At 61.6% G+C, this 18,388-nt stretch carries 20 protein-coding genes and 1 tRNA gene; 8 read left to right on the forward strand and 13 right to left on the reverse strand.

Annotated features, from left to right (window positions below; genetic code table 11):
* Positions 1-3: 3 nt before the first annotated feature.
* The 5 genes from NKI54_RS02325 to NKI54_RS02345 are packed head-to-tail and all read right to left on the reverse strand — an operon-like array spanning position 4 to position 5,393.
* Positions 4-1,455 carry a hydrogenase 4 subunit F gene (locus tag NKI54_RS02325; protein WP_023675518.1) on the reverse strand — a complete coding sequence of 484 codons (1,452 nt, stop codon included), beginning with the start codon at positions 1,453-1,455 and terminating at the stop codon, positions 4-6.
* Positions 1,452-2,114, reverse strand: coding sequence for a hydrogenase-4 component E (locus NKI54_RS02330; protein WP_023675519.1), 663 nt, complete (start codon positions 2,112-2,114; stop codon positions 1,452-1,454). The genes NKI54_RS02325 and NKI54_RS02330 overlap by 4 nt, the downstream gene beginning before the upstream one ends.
* Positions 2,114-3,070: a respiratory chain complex I subunit 1 family protein gene (locus tag NKI54_RS02335; protein ID WP_023675520.1), complete on the reverse strand. Its 957-nt coding sequence runs from the start codon at positions 3,068-3,070 to the stop codon at positions 2,114-2,116. The genes NKI54_RS02330 and NKI54_RS02335 overlap by 1 nt, the downstream gene beginning before the upstream one ends.
* Complete coding sequence (gene hyfB, locus NKI54_RS02340) at positions 3,061-5,082, reverse strand: hydrogenase 4 subunit B (RefSeq protein ID WP_502896717.1); 2,022 nt, start codon at positions 5,080-5,082, stop codon at positions 3,061-3,063. Before hyfB ends, NKI54_RS02335 begins: the two co-directional genes overlap by 10 nt.
* Complete coding sequence (locus NKI54_RS02345) at positions 5,079-5,393, reverse strand: helix-turn-helix domain-containing protein (protein ID WP_023675522.1); 315 nt, start codon at positions 5,391-5,393, stop codon at positions 5,079-5,081. Before NKI54_RS02345 ends, hyfB begins: the two co-directional genes overlap by 4 nt.
* 209 nt (positions 5,394-5,602) lie before the next feature.
* Between NKI54_RS02345 and NKI54_RS02350 the strand changes: the two genes are divergently transcribed.
* Entirely contained in the window at positions 5,603-6,073 is a 471-nt protein-coding gene (locus NKI54_RS02350) for a hypothetical protein (protein WP_352568056.1), read from the forward strand.
* On the opposite strand, the gene NKI54_RS02355 is transcribed toward NKI54_RS02350, so the two are convergent.
* Positions 6,068-6,144, reverse strand: a tRNA-Met gene (locus NKI54_RS02355). The genes NKI54_RS02350 and NKI54_RS02355 overlap by 6 nt on opposite strands.
* Positions 6,145-6,380: 236 nt before the next feature.
* Here NKI54_RS02355 and NKI54_RS02360 point away from each other — a divergent pair.
* On the forward strand, positions 6,381-7,340 hold the full coding sequence (locus tag NKI54_RS02360; RefSeq protein ID WP_352466761.1) for a Gfo/Idh/MocA family protein: 960 nt from the start codon (positions 6,381-6,383) through the stop codon (positions 7,338-7,340).
* Positions 7,341-7,353: 13 nt separating this feature from the next.
* Here the strand turns inward: NKI54_RS02360 and mnmA are convergent, their stop codons facing one another.
* Positions 7,354-8,544 carry a tRNA 2-thiouridine(34) synthase MnmA gene (gene mnmA, locus NKI54_RS02365; protein WP_352633379.1) on the reverse strand — a complete coding sequence of 397 codons (1,191 nt, stop codon included), beginning with the start codon at positions 8,542-8,544 and terminating at the stop codon, positions 7,354-7,356.
* Between the two features lie 260 nt (positions 8,545-8,804).
* Here mnmA and sciP point away from each other — a divergent pair, with 260 nt between their 5' ends.
* Positions 8,805-9,080 carry a CtrA inhibitor SciP gene (gene sciP, locus NKI54_RS02370; RefSeq protein WP_023679563.1) on the forward strand — a complete coding sequence of 92 codons (276 nt, stop codon included), beginning with the start codon at positions 8,805-8,807 and terminating at the stop codon, positions 9,078-9,080.
* Between the two features lie 57 nt (positions 9,081-9,137).
* Here the strand turns inward: sciP and NKI54_RS02375 are convergent, their stop codons facing one another.
* Positions 9,138-10,064 carry an NADP-dependent oxidoreductase gene (locus tag NKI54_RS02375; RefSeq protein ID WP_352690538.1) on the reverse strand — a complete coding sequence of 309 codons (927 nt, stop codon included), beginning with the start codon at positions 10,062-10,064 and terminating at the stop codon, positions 9,138-9,140.
* 93 nt (positions 10,065-10,157) lie between these two features.
* Here NKI54_RS02375 and NKI54_RS02380 point away from each other — a divergent pair, with 93 nt between their 5' ends.
* A complete protein-coding gene (locus NKI54_RS02380) occupies positions 10,158-10,553 on the forward strand; it encodes a winged helix-turn-helix transcriptional regulator (RefSeq protein WP_023679561.1) in 396 nt (131 codons plus the stop codon).
* Positions 10,554-10,614: 61 nt separating this feature from the next.
* On the opposite strand, the gene NKI54_RS02385 is transcribed toward NKI54_RS02380, so the two are convergent.
* Positions 10,615-10,992: a flagellar export protein FliJ gene (locus tag NKI54_RS02385; protein ID WP_023679560.1), complete on the reverse strand. Its 378-nt coding sequence runs from the start codon at positions 10,990-10,992 to the stop codon at positions 10,615-10,617.
* A 452-nt stretch (positions 10,993-11,444) separates the two neighbouring features.
* Between NKI54_RS02385 and ctrA the strand changes: the two genes are divergently transcribed.
* Positions 11,445-12,140 carry a response regulator transcription factor CtrA gene (gene ctrA, locus NKI54_RS02390; protein ID WP_006203583.1) on the forward strand — a complete coding sequence of 232 codons (696 nt, stop codon included), beginning with the start codon at positions 11,445-11,447 and terminating at the stop codon, positions 12,138-12,140.
* A gap of 104 nt (positions 12,141-12,244) precedes the next feature.
* Here ctrA and NKI54_RS02395 read toward each other — a convergent pair whose 3' ends face one another.
* Both NKI54_RS02395 and chpT read right to left on the reverse strand, forming a co-directional pair.
* Positions 12,245-12,613, reverse strand: a complete 369-nt coding sequence (locus NKI54_RS02395; protein WP_023679559.1) for a response regulator — start codon at positions 12,611-12,613, stop codon at positions 12,245-12,247.
* A gap of 238 nt (positions 12,614-12,851) precedes the next feature.
* Positions 12,852-13,481 (reverse strand): histidine phosphotransferase ChpT, encoded by a 630-nt coding sequence (chpT, locus tag NKI54_RS02400; protein ID WP_023679558.1) that lies wholly within the window; start codon positions 13,479-13,481, stop codon positions 12,852-12,854.
* Positions 13,482-13,821: 340 nt separating this feature from the next.
* Between chpT and NKI54_RS02405 the strand changes: the two genes are divergently transcribed.
* Positions 13,822-14,403, forward strand: a complete 582-nt coding sequence (locus NKI54_RS02405) for a DUF1134 domain-containing protein (protein ID WP_352690540.1) — start codon at positions 13,822-13,824, stop codon at positions 14,401-14,403.
* A 147-nt stretch (positions 14,404-14,550) separates the two neighbouring features.
* Entirely contained in the window at positions 14,551-15,714 is a 1,164-nt protein-coding gene (locus NKI54_RS02410; protein ID WP_352690542.1) for a coiled-coil domain-containing protein, read from the forward strand.
* Positions 15,715-15,852: 138 nt separating this feature from the next.
* On the opposite strand, the gene NKI54_RS02415 is transcribed toward NKI54_RS02410, so the two are convergent.
* Positions 15,853-16,650 (reverse strand): TrmH family RNA methyltransferase, encoded by a 798-nt coding sequence (locus NKI54_RS02415; RefSeq protein ID WP_352690543.1) that lies wholly within the window; start codon positions 16,648-16,650, stop codon positions 15,853-15,855.
* A gap of 312 nt (positions 16,651-16,962) precedes the next feature.
* On the opposite strand from NKI54_RS02415, the gene NKI54_RS02420 reads away from it, so the two are divergent.
* Positions 16,963-17,967: a L,D-transpeptidase gene (locus NKI54_RS02420; RefSeq protein ID WP_352690545.1), complete on the forward strand. Its 1,005-nt coding sequence runs from the start codon at positions 16,963-16,965 to the stop codon at positions 17,965-17,967.
* A gap of 72 nt (positions 17,968-18,039) precedes the next feature.
* Here NKI54_RS02420 and NKI54_RS02425 read toward each other — a convergent pair whose 3' ends face one another.
* Positions 18,040-18,378 (reverse strand): ArsR/SmtB family transcription factor, encoded by a 339-nt coding sequence (locus NKI54_RS02425; protein ID WP_023679553.1) that lies wholly within the window; start codon positions 18,376-18,378, stop codon positions 18,040-18,042.
* Positions 18,379-18,388 lie beyond the last annotated feature (10 nt).

Genomic DNA, 18,388 nt, shown 5'->3' on the forward strand with positions numbered 1-18,388 from the left:
TGCTCACCCCAGGATACTTGCGACGTGCTGGAACCATGTGACCAGCGGTGGCGGCAGATAGATGCCGGCGGCAAACACCAACGCCAAGTGGGAATACATCGGAATGTAGGACGCCTCGGCGGGTGCAGTGCTGCCGCGCGGTTCGCCGAAAGCGACGCCGGTCAGTCGAAGCAGCAGGGCGCCGAAAGCGAGCAGAATCCCGAAAACCAACGGCATCGCCAAAAGAGGGTGTCTTGCAAATGTCGAACTCACGACCAGGAATTCGCTCATGAAGATACCGAGCGGAGGGAGGCCGGCAATGGCAACGACGCCGATGACGAGCGCCCAGCCAAGGGCAGGATGTGTTTCCGTCAGTCCCCGGATTTCGGCGATGTTCTGTGTCCCCTTGACCTGGGCAATGTGGCCGACCGTGAAAAAGATCGCCGACTTGGTCAGGCTGTGCATGACCATGTGCAGCAGCCCGGCAAAATTGGCGAGCGGGCCTCCTATGCCGAAGGCGAACACGATGATGCCCATGTGCTCGATCGAGGAGTACGCGAACAGGCGTTTGATGTCGCGGCGGCGGTAGAGCATGAAGGCCGCGAAGACAAGCGACGTCAGTCCCATCGTGATCATCAATGGCCCAGGTGCGATCGCTTCCGGGCTTGCCGCGAGCAATAGCTTGAAGCGCAGCACGGCATAGAGCGCGACGTTTAACAGCAAGCCCGACAGCACTGCGGAAATCGGCGTTGGACCCTCAGCATGCGCGTCTGGCAGCCAGGCATGTAAGGGCGCAAGGCCGACCTTTGTCCCGTAGCCGAGCAGCAGAAAGATGAAGGCGACATTGAGCAGAGCCGGATCGAAGCGCGCGGCGTGAGCGATGAGCACCGTCCAGACCATCGCATTGGTCCCCTCGCCAACAACCGGCTGTGCAGCCATGTAGACGAGGATGGTGCCGAACAGTGCGAGCGCGATGCCGACGCTGCCCAGAATGAAATATTTCCAGGCTGCCTCCAGCGCTTCGTGCGTGCGGTAGATGCCGACCATGAGCACGGTGGTCAGCGTGGCAAGCTCCACCGCCACCCACATCAAGCCAATATTGTTCGACACGAACGCCAGGTTCATGCCGAACATCATGACCTGGTACATTGCGTGATAAAACCGCAAGTTCGGGACTGTCAGCCGCCCGCTCTCCAGTTCGTGGGCAATGTAGGAAGCGCTGAAGACGCTGGTGGTGAAGCCGACGAATGTGTTGAGCACGATGAAGACGATATTGAGATCGTCGACGAGCAGATACTGCCCAGGCTGCGGGCGGTCGGTGACAAGAAGCGACAGGGCGGCGAGCAAGGTCAGCAAGCTCGCAGCGACATTGACGCCCGCCGATATCCGGTATTTCGGCAGCGCCGCCAGAAGTGCGGCCGCGAAGACCGGTATCAGCAAAATGGCGGCCACCGCATCGAGGGAAAACGCGGTCAACGGTGTTCTCCCCTGTAGTCGTCGAGCGCGCCGACATCCACCGAGTCGAACCTCTCGCGGATGCGGAACAGGAAGACTCCGATGACGATGAAGGCGATAAGGATCGAGAAGGCGACACTGATCTCGACGACCAGAGGCATGCCCTTGGCCCCCGTGGCGGCGAGGACCAGACCGTTCTCGAGCGACATGAATCCGACAACTTGGCTGACGGCGTTGCGGCGGGTGACCATCACCAGCAGCCCCAGCAAAATGATGGACAGCGCGAAAGCCAGGTCCTCGCGGGCGAGGGGATCAGCCTCGGGAGTGACGCGCAGCATCAGGACCATGGACAGGGTCACCAGGCCTATCCCCGCAAGCATCGTCGTACCGATGCCGACGGCGGTCTCGACGTCACGATGGATGCCGAGCCGCTGAATGATGCGATGAAGCCCGACAGGAATGACGATCGCCTTGAAGACGAGGGCGATCGCCGCCGTGACGTAGAGATGATGCGCGTCCTGAATGTATGCCTGCCAAGCTACGGACAGGGCCAGCACGATTGCATGAAGCGCAAAAACGTTGATCAGAGCAAAGAGGCGATCCTGATACAGCATCATGAAACTGACCAGCACTAGGCCGCCGGCGAGCAGGTGAGCGATGTCGAAGGTGAGGCCGTTCATCAGAGGCTCCGCGAGACGAACAGCAGGAGCGTGCCAAGCAGGGCCAGCATCAGCGCTGCCCCGAGGAAATCCGGGACGCGGAAGACGCGCATCTTGGCGATGGCAGTCTCAAACACGGCGAGGAGAACGCCACATACGGCAAGCTTGCCGACATAGGCGACGACACCCGGAGCAAGGGATTCCAGTCCTGCCCCGGCGCTCGCCAGGCCCCAAGGTAGGAAGACGCAGGAAATCAGCGACACATAGAGCAGAAGCTTGAGGAAGGCGGCAAACTCGATCATCGCCAGATGGCGACCGGAATATTCCAGCACCATCGCCTCATGAACCATGGTGAGTTCCAGATGGGTCGATGGGTTGTCCACGGGTATGCGGGCGTTTTCGGCGATCGCCACCATCACGAGGGCGATGAGCGACATCCCGAGCGACACCCGCAAGCCAACCTCCGGTGACCCCATGAAGGCGGCGACCGTTGAGAGTTGCGTAGCACCCGCGACGAGCGCCAGGCTGAACACGATGAGCAGCATGGCGGGTTCGGCCAGCGAAGCGATCATCACCTCGCGGCTCGAGCCGATGCCGCCGAAGCTCGTGCCGACGTCCATGCCTGCCAGCGCCAGGAAGAACCGGGCGCTTCCCAGCAGTGCGACAATGGCTATGAGATCGGCGGTCCAACTGAATGTAAGGCCGGCGGCGAATGTCGGGATGAGCGCCGCGCCGACCCAGGTGGTGGCAAAGATCAGATAGGGCGTCACGCGAAACAGCCAGGATGCGTTGTCCGCCAGAACGACTTCCTTGCGCATCAGCCGCAAGAGATCGCGGTAAGGTTGGATCAGGGAAGGACCCTGGCGGCGCAAGAGCCGTGCCTTCACCTTGCGCACGAATCCGGTCAGGAGCGGCGCCAGCAAAAGCACCAGCGCCATCTGCGCGCCTTGAACGGCCAACTCGAGAATCACGGCCATAGTGCGAGCACCAGGAGCAGGACAATGAGAAAGAGAAAGACGAGGGTCAGGTAGCGCCTGATCGTCAGGAACTGCAGATGGTTGAGGTGGTCGGTCGCAAAGTCGAGGGCCCGGCCGATAGGCAGGTACAGCGTCTCCCAGATCACATCATGCATTTCGACATTCAGACGAGCCGGACCGGTCTCGCCAGGTGCCGGCATTTCGACGGTTTCCCTTGCACGGAATACGAACGTGCCGAAGACGCGGCGGATAGGCTGCGCGAAGCTGACGGCCGTGTACTGCGAGCTCGGGACCACATCCGGGAAGCCACAACCCCAGGCGGGACCCCGACGGAGTGCATGTGATGCAAAGCGATGGATCACATATGCCGCAGCGGATGCGGAAAAGGCGATGAACAGGAACACCAACAGGCCGTTGTAGGAACTGCGGCTCGCTGCAATCGGCACGATAGACAGCCAGGGCTGGGCCATCTGCACAGGCATCCGACTGCCGATCAGTGGCAGTGTCACCGATGAGAGGCCGTCTATCACAAGACCGGGCAGAATGCCGGCCAGGAGACAAAGGGCAGCGAGAATGAACAATGCCGCCAGCGAGTAGCGGTCGACCTCATGCGCCAGTTCCACCGCGGCCGAGCGTGGCCGGCCGAGGAATGTAATCCCGAACGCCTTTACAAAGCAGGCCGCGGCCAGTGCCGCTGACAGCGCCAGCAGACCGCCAACGGCGGGCACCATGACCTTCAGTCCCCATTGTGGCAGATCGGGGCTCTGCAATATGGCCTGAAAGGCCAGCCATTCGGAGACGAAGCCGTTGAAGGGTGGAAGTGCCGAGATCGCGACGCAACCGACGAGAAAGGCAAAACTTGTAAAGGGCATGCGGTGGATGAGACCGCCCAGCTTCTCCATATCCCGCTCTCCGGTTGCCGTCAGAACGGCGCCCGCGCCGAAAAACAGCAGGCTCTTGAAAAAGGAATGGTTGAGGACGTGGAACAGCGCGGCGGTGAGGGCCAGCGCTGCAGCCGATGGCATGGCGTTCGCCTTGAAAGCGAGCGCGAGACCAAGGCTTACGAAGATGACGCCGATGTTTTCAATGGTGCTATAGGCAAGCAGTCGCTTCAGGTCCTTTTCCATCAGCGCGTAGAGGATGCCGAGAACCGCCGTCAGGCCGCCAAGGAAAAGCACGGCAACGCCCGACCACCATGCCGGCTCACCGAGCAGATCGAAAATAACGCGTATGAAGCCATAGACTGCGACCTTGGTCATCACGCCGCTCATGAGAGCCGAGACGTGGCTTGGCGCGGCCGGATGAGCGAGTGGCAGCCAAACGTGAAGCGGGACGAGTCCAGCCTTGGAGCCGGCGCCCAGCAGCATGAGAACCAGGACGAAAGCAGCGGCGAACGGGGTCGGGTCGGCGGCTCGCATCGCGTCGAATGTGTAGGTTCCATCGGATCCGGCGAGCAGGCCGAACGCAAGCAGCAGCGCGAGTGTGCCGAAGCTCGCCATCACGAGATAGATGTAGCCCGCCCGCGCATTGTCCTGCTCGCGATGGTGCGCCATGACGAGCGCCCAGGAGGCGAGCGACATGAATTCCCAAGAAAGCAGGAAAGTGAAGGCGTCGTCGGCCACCACGACAAGGTTCATTCCGGCTAGGAAAGCCGGGAAGAACGGCAGCACCCGATGCGGCGCAGACTCATGCCTGCCGTAGCCGAGGCCATAAAGGCTGGCCATGGAGCCGCCGAAGTTGACGACGATGAGGAAGAAAGTCGAGAGCGCATCCAAACGGAAATGAGCGCCAATCCATGGCAATCCAAGAGGCAACACCACAGTCGACGGGGTGACGGGATTGTCGGCGATGCGGCTCGCGAGAACCATGAGCACGGCCGCCGATATACCTAGCGTCAAGCCGTAGATCAGGCGTGTTCCCGAGTCGGATCTGCGGCTTTCCGCAATCGCAAGCACCGCAGTCCCCAGGAGCGCAGCGACGCCCCACAGGAGGACCGCGGCCCCCGAAATCACGCCACGCTCCTCACGGGGAGTTTGGCATCCGTATCGACCCCGCCAAGGATTTTGGCGGGGTCAAAATCCGCTTTCAGTCGCACGCCGCGCCCGCCGATTTGGCTGGAGGCGCCTTCAGCGATCAATTCCACGCCGGCGAGGTCAAGTGCCCCGATCAGCTTCATGAGAGAATCGACGTTACCCCGAATAATCGACTCGCTGGCTTCCATGCGTTGAATTGTCGGCACGGAAAGACCGGACAATTCGGCAAGCCTGCGCTGGTCGATGCCAAGGAGCGCCCTCGCGGCACGCAACTGTGGAGCAGTTATCACGGTCGCATCCCCCTTTTTGATCAGCTTTGAGATATTATCTCTACGTCTTGCAGCATATATTAAAATGCGGCGCATTCAATTAGTGATGCGTGGCGCATCTGTCTTGAGGCTGTAGAAAACCGGGCGATACGCCCTGCGCCTCGAACCAAAGCCATGCGGCCGTTCCCGTCACTGCCAGTCTTGTCGCCAGCCGTCTCGGATTGCGCGTGATGGCGCCGGCGATGGGCCTTATCTCGGCCGGCCACTCGATTGGAGCCGCCGCGGGCTACAGGCCTTTTCAGGATCCGACCGGCACCTGGACCGTCAATGATGCTCGTACCGGGCGGCCCGCCGAGATGGGCAGCCGAACCATCGTTGGAATGAACCAGCACGATCCCGAGGAACTCGCCGATCTCCTCAACGGGCTGAATGCACAAAGGCAATCTGGTTCTGCGGACGGAATTTCTGAAGAAAGCGTAGGAGAGCCACCGCTGCGATGGGATGTTGTCTCGAGGCTTGTACGGGAGTGCAATCTAGAGCACCGAAACGTCATGGCCCTCGCAGCTATCGGATCGCCCTGTCTTGAGAGAAGCGCCCTGCTGCAAAACCGGGTGTCAAAATTGCAAAATCGCGCGACCCGCTACATGAGACGACTGGCACCGTACATCTCTATGTATCTGATTTTTCTTGGAATTTGGTAGCGGGAGAGGGACTTGAACCCCCGACCCCAGGATTATGATTCCCGTGCTCTAACCAACTGAGCTACCCCGCCAAGGCGGCGAAGGCCCGAAATCCAGCTTAAATCGGCAGGCATATCGGCGCGTTCGCCAAGGTCGCGCGGATATAAGGTTGCGAGGCCAAGCCTGTCAAGCATCGAAGTGGCTGCCGCGCCGGCATATTGCTGGCGCCTAAAGCTTTGCCGGGCAGACATTTGGGCGCACAGGCCGGGGTTGAGTTCAGCGAGGCACGTCGCTATGTCTCGGCCACGAAAGCCATGGTCATGAATTGATGAAACCGCGCATTGCAGTCCTCGGTTGCGGATACTGGGGCAGCAACCACATCCGCACCCTAAAGGCGCTCGGCGCGCTGCATGCGGTTTCGGACGTCAACCCCGCGCGTGCGGAGGGTTTTGCCAGCGAGCAGGATTGCCTGGCGATAGAGCCGGAGGCGCTGTTTGCCCGCGACGATGTCGACGCCATTGTCATGGCGCTGCCGCCGCAGTTCCATGCCGACATGGCGGTGCGCGCCGTGCTCGGCGGCAAGGACGTGCTGGTGGAGAAGCCGATCGCGCTGACGGTGGCCGATGCCGAACGCTCGGTGCAGGCGGCCGCCGATAATGGCCGTGTCTTCATGGTCGGCCACGTGCTGCGCTTTCATCCCGCCTTCGAGACGCTGAAGGCGCTGATCGACAATGGCGAACTCGGCGAAGTCCGCTACATCCATTCGCATCGGCTCGGCCTCGGCAAGTTCCACACCGAAAACGACGCGCTATGGGATCTGGCGCCGCACGATCTGTCGATGATCCTGGCCATCACCGGCACCGAACCGGTCGAAGTGCGCGGCGAAGGCGCTGCTCTTCTCGACAATCTCAGCGACTTTGCGCATCTGCACATGCGCTTTCCCAACGGCCTGCGCGGCCATCTGTTCGCCTCGCGGCTCAACCCTTACCGCGAACGGCGGCTGACCGTTGTCGGCACCAAGGCGATGGCGGTGTTCGACGATGTCGAGCCGTGGGAGCGCAAGCTTGCCGTCTATCGCCACGCGGTGTGGCAGGACAGCGGCCAATGGGCGTTCACCGCCAACGAGCCGTCCTATGTCGCGGTCGGTGAGGGCATGCCGCTGACGCGCGAGCTCGAGCATTTCATCCACTGCATCGAGACGCGGGCCGAACCGCGCACCAGCGGCGAGGAGGCCATCCGCGTGCTGCGCATCCTGACCGCCGGCACCGTCGCCCATACAAGGCCCTGAGAGAAAACGCCGTCTATTCGGCGGGAACCCGCGCCGGCTGGACGGCAAGCCGCGTCAGCATCGCCTCGGCCTCGGCGCCGCGCTCGGAGCGCTCGATGAAGCCGCCGCCGAATACGCGCGCCTCGTTGCCACCGTCGGAATAGAGCACGCAAGCCTGACCGGGCGCGATGCCGGATTCGCCGTCGACCAGTTCCACCGAAGTGACTCCGGCGCGGTGATGCAGCACGGCCGGGCGCGGCGGCCGCGTCGAGCGCACCTTGGCGAAAAGCTCAAGCCCGGCCGCCGGGATAGCGGTCAGCGGGCCATCGCCCAGCCAGTTCATGTTGCGCAAGAAGATCTTGTGGGTCTCCAGCGCCTCGCGCGGGCCGACGACGACGCGGGCCCGGTCGGCGTCGAGATGAACGACGTAGAGCGGCTCGCCCGAGGCGATGCCGATGCCGCGGCGCTGACCGACGGTGTAGCGCAAAATGCCCTCGTGGCGGCCAAGCACGCGCCCGTCTATATGGACGATGTCGCCCGGATTGGCGGCAGCCGGCTTCAGCTTGGCGATGATATCGGAATACTTGCCCTGCGGCACGAAGCAGATGTCCTGGCTGTCCTGCTTGGCCGCAACCGTCAGTCCCATCTCCTCGGCGATGGCGCGAACCTCAGGCTTCGACAGGCCGCCGAGCGGAAAACGCAGATAGTCGATCTGCGCCTGGGTTGTGGCGAAAAGGAAGTAGCTCTGGTCGCGGTCGGCGTCGACCGGCCGGTAAAGCGCGCGGTGGGCGCCATTGGCGCCGGAACGGATGTAGTGGCCGGTCGCCAGCGCGTCGGCGCCGAGTTCCTTGGCGGTCGCAAGAAGGTCGGCGAATTTCACCGTCTGATTGCAGGAAACGCAAGGGATCGGCGTTTCGCCGGCGACATAGCTCTCGGCGAACGGGTCGATCACCGCCTTGCGGAAGCGCTCCTCGTAATCGAGGACGTAATGCGGGATGCCGAGCGTCTCGGAGACGCGGCGGGCATCGTCGATGTCCTGGCCGGCGCAGCATGAGCCGGCCCGGTGCGTTGCCGCGCCGTGGTCATAAAGCTGCAGCGTGACGCCGACGACGTCGTAGCCCTCGCGCTTCAGGAGGCCGGCAACGACCGACGAATCGACACCGCCCGACATGGCGACGACGACGCGGGTGTTTTCGGGGCGTCCGGGAAGATCGAGGCTGTTCATGGTTCTTTCGTTCTGCGCGGCGCTTCAATGCCAATGGCCGGAATATAGGTCAAGCGTCTCGGCTGCGCCAGCTTTGCCGGGCCGGCTCATTTTCCTGCCGGGTTCAATGCGCTTGCCGGCAGATGTTTCAAATGCCGATGAAAAGGCTAACGCCGCGTTCATGATCCTTACCTAACCATTAGGGTCTGCTTAGGCAAATTTTAAAGCTGTGGCGGTAATGTGGTGGGGATTGGGTCTTTGAGTTTTTTGTAGAGAGTACGATGACCGATCTAATTAGACCGCGAGTCAAATATGTTATCGGGCCAGACGGCAGCCCACTTACCATCGCCGATCTGCCGCCGACAAACACACGTCGCTGGGTTATCCGGCGCAAGGCGGAAGTGGTGGCGGCGGTGCGTGGCGGGCTTTTGAGCCTCGAAGAGGCATGCCAGCGCTACAAGCTCACCACCGAGGAATTCCTGTCCTGGCAAGCGTCGATCGACGAATACGGCCTTGCCGGCCTGCGCACCACGCGCATCCAGCAATACCGGCATTAGGCCGATAAGGGCGCTGATCAGCGCCCTTACGTTTGCGAGGGGCGACGATCTGCAATTTCAGACCGTCAGCACCACCTTGCCGATCGGCCTGGTGGCGAGAAAGGCATGGGCGGCACCGGCCTGTTCGAGCGGAAACGCCTTTGCCACGTGGACGGCCAGCTTTTTCGCGTCGATCAATTTGCCGAGCTCCACCAGAGCGGCACGGTCGGGCACTACGGACATGCGCTCGACGCGGATGCCTCGCGTCCTGGCCTTTGCCTTGGTGGCATCGCTGACATCGAGCAGCGACACCAGAACGCCGCCGGCCGTGAGCACTTTCAGTGATTGCTCCGCATGCACGCCGCCGAACGGGTCCAGAACCAGATCGATGTCGCGGGCCTTCCCGGTGAAATCATCCCTTGTGTAGTCGATCACCTCGTCGGCGCCGAGCGAGCGGACGAAATCGAGCTTTTCCGGGCTGGCGGTCGCGACGACGTAAGCGCCGTGCGCCTTGGCGATCTGCACCGCCAGATGGCCGACGCCGCCGGCTCCGGCGTGGATCAGCACGCGCTTGCCAGAATCGAGCCGGCCATGGCGGACAAGGCCTTGCCAGGCCGTCAGGCCGGCCAGCGGCAGCGCGGCGGCTTGCGCGTGATCTATGCCTTGAGGTTTCGGCGCAAGCTCATCAGCCGGGACAGCGGCGAGTTCGGCGTAGGCTGCCGCCTGTTTGGGAAAGCGCGTCATGCCGAACACGGCATCGCCGACCTTGAGGCCGGAGACGCCGGAGCCCAGCGCCTCGACAACTCCCGAAACGTCCCAGCCAAGGACAAAAGGCGGCTCGCCAAGCAGCGGATAGTGGCCGCCGCGCACCGCACCATCGACCGGATTGATGCCGGACGCCTCGATGCGGACGAGCACTTCGCCGGCCTCGGGTGATGGCGCGGGGCGATCGGCAATGACGAGGACGTCGGGTCCGCCGAAGGAATTCTGGATAATGGCACGCATGGAAGGCTCTCCTGCTGGTTTTGATGTGCCACTATCACTTGGATAGTTACATTATCTTGTCTAGTATGTACCTTTTTGATATATACGCACCTCATGGATAGTGAAGATGTTTCCCCTTTCGGCTATGACGCCTTTCGGCGGTCGTGCCCGTCACACGCCGTGCTCGAGACGCTCGCCAGCAAATGGGTCCACCTTGTGATCTGTGCGCTGCGCCGCGGCCGGCTTCGCAACGGCGAACTGGCGCGCAAGCTCGAAGGCGTCACGCCGAAAATGCTGACGCAGACCCTGCGCATCCTCGAACGCGACGGCCTTGTGCGGCGCGAAATCTTCCCGGTCATTCCACCGCGAGTCGAATACGAGCTGACCGAACTCGGCCAGAACCTGGCAGGACTGCTCGATCAGATCAGAGCCTGGTCGGAGCAGCATGTGCCCGACATCAAGGATGCCCGCGCGCGGGCGGCGGAACACCAAGAATATCTGGGTGCCTGAGGCCGGCACCGTTCGGTGCGCAGCAATGGCGCTCAAGCGCGGCGCGCGTTAAAGCCTTGTTTTAGCCGATCATGGCGCTGCGGCTGCCGGCTTCCGTGTCGCGCGTCTTGGTGTCCCGCGATTCCAGCATCTCGGCCTTGGAAAGCTCGGCTTCGGCCTCGCTCAGCAATGATTCGGCGACATTTCGCTGCTGGGCGAGGTCGCTTTGCGAATTCCTGAGGTTGTCGCGGCGCAGGCGTGCCGCCTTGGCGAAGGTCGGATAAGCAAAATGATTGATGTCGGTGATGCCGGCCTTCTTCTCTTCGGCGGCGATCTGAAGTTCCAGCTCGACGGCCATGCGCTCGAATTCGGCGATCATCATGTCGAGCTGCAGCAGCTGCCGCCGCTTCTCGCTCACCTGAAATTGCTTCAGCCGAACGAGGTTTTCACGTGACTTCATGATTCGGTACTCCCGGAAACGCACACCTGCACATATCGTCCAATTCACCCGGCAAGGCCCAGGCCTGACCCCGTTTCCACCGGCTTTCCCCGAACTATGGGAAACAAACTCCTAAAGTTTTTTGCCGGCGGTAACCATTCGTTTACGGGCATTGTTAATCATACGGCTCAGGACTTAAGGGCGGGTAAAAATTCTGCTTCTCGTCGCGAAACCTGGCCAACGAGTCCGAAGAGTCACTTAGTCTGGCTTATTAATGTGCCGCATTAACGGTTTGGGTCTGTGATTCGTTATTGGATTCAACAAGGTGTAGAAAGGGGTTAAAAAATCTGATACCGTCACGGACGGGGAATTAGGTTTTATTAACCATTCGATGGCAGCCTCTGCTCAGGGCAATCACTGCTCCGGTCCTGGACGGGTCGTGAAATGGTCCGGCAGCAGAAAAGGGGAATGAAATGCGCGTTCTGCTGATAGAAGACGACAGTGCAACCGCACAAAGCATCGAGCTGATGCTGAAATCAGAAAGTTTCAATGTCTATACGACCGACCTTGGCGAAGAGGGTGTCGATCTAGGCAAGCTTTATGATTACGACATCATTCTCCTCGACCTCAACCTCCCCGACATGTCGGGCTACGAAGTGTTGAGAACACTCCGCCTTTCCAAGGTGAAGACGCCGATCCTCATCCTCTCCGGCATGGCCGGCATCGAGGACAAGGTGCGCGGCCTCGGCTTCGGCGCCGACGATTACATGACCAAGCCCTTCCACAAGGACGAACTGGTCGCCCGCATCCATGCCATCGTGCGGCGTTCCAAGGGCCATGCCCAGTCGGTCATCACCACCGGCGACCTGGTGGTCAATCTCGATGCCAAGACCGTTGAAGTCGGTGGCCAGCGCGTCCATCTGACCGGCAAGGAATATCAGATGCTGGAACTGCTCTCGCTGCGCAAGGGCACCACGCTGACCAAGGAAATGTTCCTCAACCATCTCTATGGCGGCATGGATGAGCCGGAGCTGAAGATCATCGACGTCTTCATCTGCAAGCTGCGCAAGAAGCTCGACGCCGCGTCTGGCGGGCAGAATTACATCGAGACCGTCTGGGGCCGCGGCTATGTGCTGCGTGAGCCTGAAGATATCCGGGTCAGCGCCTGAAGCAAGGGCATGATCCCAAAATGGGCGCCGGCTTTCGGAAAAGAACCTGGTAAAACAACGAGATAGAGCTCATCCCGATTTCATCCAGATGGAACAGGCTCTGATCAGGCGGCAATCTTCAAGGCGCGGAAGCACTCGAGCAGTTGCGGCCGGTTGAACGGCTTCAGCAGGTAGCCCTGGGCGCCGGCGCGCTTTGCCCGCATGATCGCCCCGACGTCGACCTCGACCAGCGAAATCAAAACTTGCGGCACTACCGGGCTTTCCATGGCGCGCACGCGGCGGATGAGGTCCTGCGCCTGCATGTCCGGCAAGGCGCCGTCGACGACGATGATATCAGGCATGTCGACCGCGCACATCTCGATCGCCTCATGGCCGCTGGCGGCTTCGATCACCATCATGCCGGAACCGCCCAGGATACGCCTTGCAACCTTCCTGATGACGCTCGAATTGTCGACGAACATGCAGCGTTTCATTCCCGGACCCTCTTTGCCATGCGGCAAACCGACAGCGTCGTGGCATCTGCCGGGGACCATAGGCCGATCTGGTAAAGAAGCCGAAAAGCCGTTAGGTAAAATTTTCCTGAAGGTGTTTTAAGCGAAATCTTCTTTCGCAATGCTTCACGCAATTAATCTGCAAGCCGGTCTCACAGATGTTAAGACGACGCCGCAAATATGATTTGGAGAAAATACTTTTCCGGCTCTTAGCAGAACTTCAGACTGCAGAAAGGACGATCTCGTCGGCGGTCGCATGGATCGAAATCGTCATGTTGGCTTCGCGGGCCAGGAGCAGCGTGTAATAGGGCTGCACCGAATGCGCGTCGATCGGCTCTTCCGGCCTGTGGCCGGAATGCAATTCCAGGAATTTGGGCGGCACGCGGAGCATCGGGCCGCTCGCCGCGAGCGCAAAGCGCGGCTCGGTCTCCAGGTTCTCCAGCGTGACCACCAGCCTGCCGCCGCGCGGAATGGCGGCGTTAGCGACGAGGATGAGATTGAGCAGCAGCTTGACCTTGTTCTTGGGCAACAGTGCGCGGGTTCCGTTCCAGATCAGTTCCGGCTTCTCGTTCTTCAGGAAGGCGATGGCCACGGCCTCGGCGTCCCCGGTGTCGATCAGCATGCCGGCGGAACCGGCAGCGCCGAAGGCGATGCGGGCGAATTGCAGGCGGGCGGAGGCGTTTTTGGCGCTTTGGCGGATCAGCTTCATGGCGTCTTCGTCGGCGCCGCCTTCGTCGAGCAGCTCAAGCCCGTTGTTTATGGCGCCGACCGGCGAAATGATGTCGTGGCAGACCCGGCTGCACAGCAGCGCGGCCAGATCGGGTGCGGAAAGGGTGAAAAGCTCGGCCATCGGCAAAAATCCCTGCAAATTTCACAACACAATGACCGGGCGATCATGATCACGCCTGTCCACACGAATCACGCTCTCTCCCAAGCATTCTGAATACACAGCGCTTGTGCGTGCAGCAACAAATCCGAAATCATGATTGTCGAAAATGGCGTGTTCACGCAGCAGGGTGCTGCGCGGGCGATGTGAAAACAGCCTTCGAACCGCCATCTTCATGTGGGAGTTTAATGGTTGAAAAAGGATTACGGCATAGTTTGCCCCTAACAGTCATCCTTAACGGCCGCCAAAGAGCCGTACGGGTGCGAGGCGTCGGCGAAAGTGCTCCCTGACGGAGATTGGAAGCATGGTTTCCCGATTCAACGACCGGACTTTTTTCCGTGTCATCTCAATGACGATCGCGCTCATCGGCCTTGTCGCCTTTTCGGCATCGGCCGCGCGGGCGCAGGAATACACCGCGCAGGAGATCGTCGATTCCGGTCATAAATTCTTCGGCGCGACATCGGGCGGGCTCGCAACCGTCGTCGAGAAGATTTTCGCCACCTATGGCCTGCCGAACGGCTATCTGCTCGGCGAAGAGGGGTCCGGGGCGCTGATCGGTGGCCTGACCTATGGCGAAGGCACGCTCTACACCAAGAATGCGGGCGACCACAAAGTGTTCTGGCAAGGCCCGTCGCTCGGCTGGGATTTCGGCGGCGAGGGCTCGCGCGTCATGATGCTGGTCTACAATCTCGACGATGTGAGCAGCCTCTATAATCGTTTTGGCGGCGTCGCCGGCTCCGCCTATGTCGTCGCCGGCGTCGGCTTCAACGTGCTGAAGAACAACAATGTGCTGCTCGTGCCGATCCGTACCGGCGTCGGCGCTCGTCTCGGCGTCAATCTCGGCTACCTCAAGCTCACCCAGCGCGCGACCTGGAATCCGTTCTGACCTGCATGATGGCGCCACTGCGATTGGACCTGTGATCCCACGGTCTGAGCTTTGCCGCGGCATACTCTTGCCGTGGCGCCGGATTTCCGTCATGCGAAGATGGCAAAGTCGACCTTTGGCGGTTGCCATGCACAACGGATAGTCATCTTGGTCCAGTCGATCCTGTTCTTTGTCCTCGGCTTTCTCTGCGCGGGCTTTCTGGCGCTGATGATTGCTCCGGCCGTGTGGCGGCGGGCGGTGGCGCTGACGCGCAAGCGCGTCGAGGGCTCGATGCCGTTGACGCTGGCCGAGATCCAGGCGGACAAGGATCGCATTCGCGCCGAGTTCGCCGTTTCGGTGCGCCGGCTTGAAATGACCGTCAAATCATTGCGCGAGAAGGCCGCCGAACAGCTGGTCGAGATCGGCCGCGACCGCGAAGCCCTGAAGGAATTGGCGGCCGAGCGACAGGACAAGAACCGGGTCGTCGCCGATCTTACAGCCAGGGGCGAGGAGCTTCGCAAGCGCGATGAGCAGCTGCAGCAGCTGTCGGAACGGCTTGCGGAGACCGAGCGCGCCCTCGAAAAGCGCGGGCTCGAACTGCGGAAACTGGAGCACATGTATGACGACGCCAGTTTTTCATCCAGCAGCCGGCAGATCGAGCTGGTGGCGCGCGAATCCGAGCTGCAGAAGTTGGCAAGCGACATTTCGCTGCTGCGCGGCCAGCGCAAGGAGGCGGACAGGCGCAGCCAGGAATTGGCAGCCGAAAGCAAGGTTTTGCGGGACGCGTTGAAGGCCGAGAAGAAAAGAACCGGCGACCTGGAAAAGAAGGTCGAACGCCTGCTCGCCTCGCTGGCCGATCGCGAGGACAGGCTGGAGCGCCGCGAGAAGGAACTGGTGCGCCTTCGCGAAAAGCCGAAAGGCGCTGAAAGAACGCCTGCGGTGGGTCTTGCCGGCGTGCCAGGCAGTCAGGTCAATGTGGCCGCCAACGGCGACATCGAAAAGACAACCGCCAAGCTCGATGCCGACCGCGAGCGGCTGGAGGCCAGGCTGACGTCGCTGGCACGCGAGAACAGGCGGCTGAAGACAGATCTTGCTGCCGTCGAAACGTCGAAATCACAGGCCGGAGACGATACCGGCAGCGCCAGCGCCGCATTGCGCGAAGAGATGAACGATCTGGCGGCGCAAGTCGTGGCCTTGACGGCAAAGCTCGACGGGCCGGATTCGCCGATCGCCCGGGCGCTTGCCGCGCCTGAGGATACGCGGCCGGGGAGCGGCGGACGCAGCCTTGCCGATCGGGTGCGGGCGCTGCAGAAGGCCGCTTCGACCGACTGAGATTCCGCAGATCCAAGAGCAGCACACCCCCGGCTCTAAGGCGCGCCGCGTTCGACCGGCTTAATGCGACGCGCTTTAAGTTCTTGTTTGATGCATGTCGTTATCGCAAAACCGCTGCACACTTTTGCGCGACATGCATTAGGCTCCGGAAAAATAATGCAGTGCGATGGCTGACGCGGCGGCGACGTTCAGGCTGTCGAAACCTTGCGCCATACCGATCCGCAGCGTCTGCAGGCGGGCAAGCAGGCTTTCCGGCAGGCCTTCGCCCTCGGTGCCGAGATAGAGCGCCAGCCGGCCGTTTCTCTTGGCATCGCGAATGTCGATCTGCCCGCGCGGCGACAAGGCGAATTGGCTGAAGCCTTGCCGGTCGAGCATTGCGGTGCAGCCGGCGGTATCGGCAAAGCAGGCGAAGGGGACTTTCAAGGCCGCGCCCACCGAGACGCGGATTGCCTTGCGGTACAGCGGATCGCAGCAGGTCGGATCGAGAAGCACGGCATCCGCGCCAAAGGCGGCGGCATTGCGGAAGATCGATCCCATATTGTCATGATTGGCGATGCCGACCAGCACCACGATCAGCGCGCGGGCGGGCAGTGCGCCGAGCAAAGCTTCAGCGGAGACGGCCGCGCCCTTGCGGCCGATCGCCAATATGCCGCGATGCATGTGGAATCCGGCAATCCTGTCCATGACTTCGCCGGATGCGACATAGATCGGAAGCCCGGCAGGCGCCTTGCGCAGGACGTCATCGAGGCCGGCCAGCCGGTTCTCGAGCACCAGCACCGATTCTGCCTCGAAGCGACGGGCGGCAAGCAGCGTGTCGAGCACCACCTTGCCTTCGGCGACGAAACGGCCCTGCCGGCCGGCAAGATCGCGTTCTCGGATGTAGAGATAGGCGGCGACGCGAGGATCCTGCGGGTCGTCTATGCGGATCGGATTCATGGCTTCCTCGGCGGACCCTGGCGTCGGCCGCGAATCGGGATTCGGATTCGGAAGGCATGATGCCGGATCCGAAGCTCTGACCGTATCTCAGTGTCCAAATGGATGCACGCCGTTCTAACGGTCAAATCCAATCACTAGGCGCCGGGCGGAGATGCCCTGCCTGGCCTCCTGGCGGCACGGCGATATTTGATTTCCGCGGCACGGCTCTTCGGCCAAGCCGCTTCAATGCAGAATTTCGATGGGCGAAGGAACCACACAGGGCCATGCCGCGTCATAGAGGCGGGCTCCTGCTGCGGTCCTGGGAGGACATCGATGATCAGGCTCCTCCTCGTCTTTGCCGCCACGCTTGCCCTCGCATGCGGCGTGGCTCGCGCGGCCAAGCTCGATCCAACCACCGTCAATCAGGCCCAATTCACTATCGGCGAACCGACGGGTGTCGATCCGATGCTGCTGAAGGCGCAGATCCTTCTGGATCGCGCCCGCTTCTCGCCGGGCCTCATCGACGGTCGCCTTTCCCAGAACTTCGCCAAAGCCGTCGCCGCGTTTCAGGCGGCAAACGGACTTCCGCCCGATGGCAAGCTCAGTCCACAGACCTGGAGCAAACTCATCGCAAGCTCCGCCAAGCCGGTGCTGGTGACCTATGAGGTGATGCGCAAGGATGTGCGCGGACCTTTCACCAGGCGTATTCCGGCTCGCTTGGAGAGGATGGCCCGCTTGCGGCGGCTCGGCTACCGCAATGCGGTGGAGAGGTTGGCTGAGCGCTTCCACGTCAGCGAACAATTGCTGCGAATGCTCAATCCGGGCACCAGCCTCAGGAAACCAGGCAGGACGTTGGTGGTGCCTGATGTCAGCAGGGGCGACCCTCCCGCCGGCGTTGCCGCCGTCGAGGTCGACAAGGGCGCCCGCCAGGTGCGTGTGCTCGACCGTGCCGGCAAATGGCTGGCGGTCTACCCCGCCTCGATTGGGAGCGACGAGAAGCCGGCGCCAAGCGGCATGGCGGAGGTCAGGCGCGTGGTGCACAACCCTACCTATCACTACGATCCGGACTTCGCTTTCAAGGGGGTCAAGACCAAGCGGCCCTTCACCATCGCTGCCGGGCCGAACAATCCCGTGGGATCGATCTGGATAGATCTCTCCATCGAAAGCTATGGCATCCACGGCGCGCCCGAACCGGGCAAGATCGGCACCACCTTTTCGCATGGCTGCATCCGGTTGACCAATTGGGATGCCGAAGACCTTGCCTCGATGGTGCAGCCGGGCACGAAGGTCGAGTTCAAGGACGAGATTGCGCAGGCCGCCGACGAGCGCGTTCAGTAGCAAGGCTGACTTGGCAGCAAGGCGGACTTGGCAGCAAAGCGGATTTGGCGGGGCGTTCTCCGCCTCGGCCGCTCAGGTCCCGGCGCGACGCAGCCGGTGAGCCATCTGCGACAGTTCACCTTCGCCGAAAATGCCGTCCAGCATGTGCAGCAATTCGCGCACCGCCGCGGACTTGCAGGAATAATAGATCATTTGCCGGTCGCGGCGGGTCTCGACAAGGTCGGAAGCCCTGAGCTTGGCCAGATGCTGTGACAGGGCGGATTGGCTGAGCGACACCTTCTCGGCTATGGCGCCGACCGACATCTCGCCCTCGGCTAGATAGCTCATGATCAACAAACGTTTTTCGTTGCCCATCAGCGTCAGAAACGCAGCCGCGGTTCCGGCGTTGGCGACTAGTTTGTTCGAGACCATAGATCCCCCA

Origin of the sequence: Mesorhizobium sp. M0663 (genome assembly GCF_040320585.1) — a bacterium.
Taxonomy (GTDB): Bacteria; Pseudomonadota; Alphaproteobacteria; order Rhizobiales; family Rhizobiaceae; genus Mesorhizobium.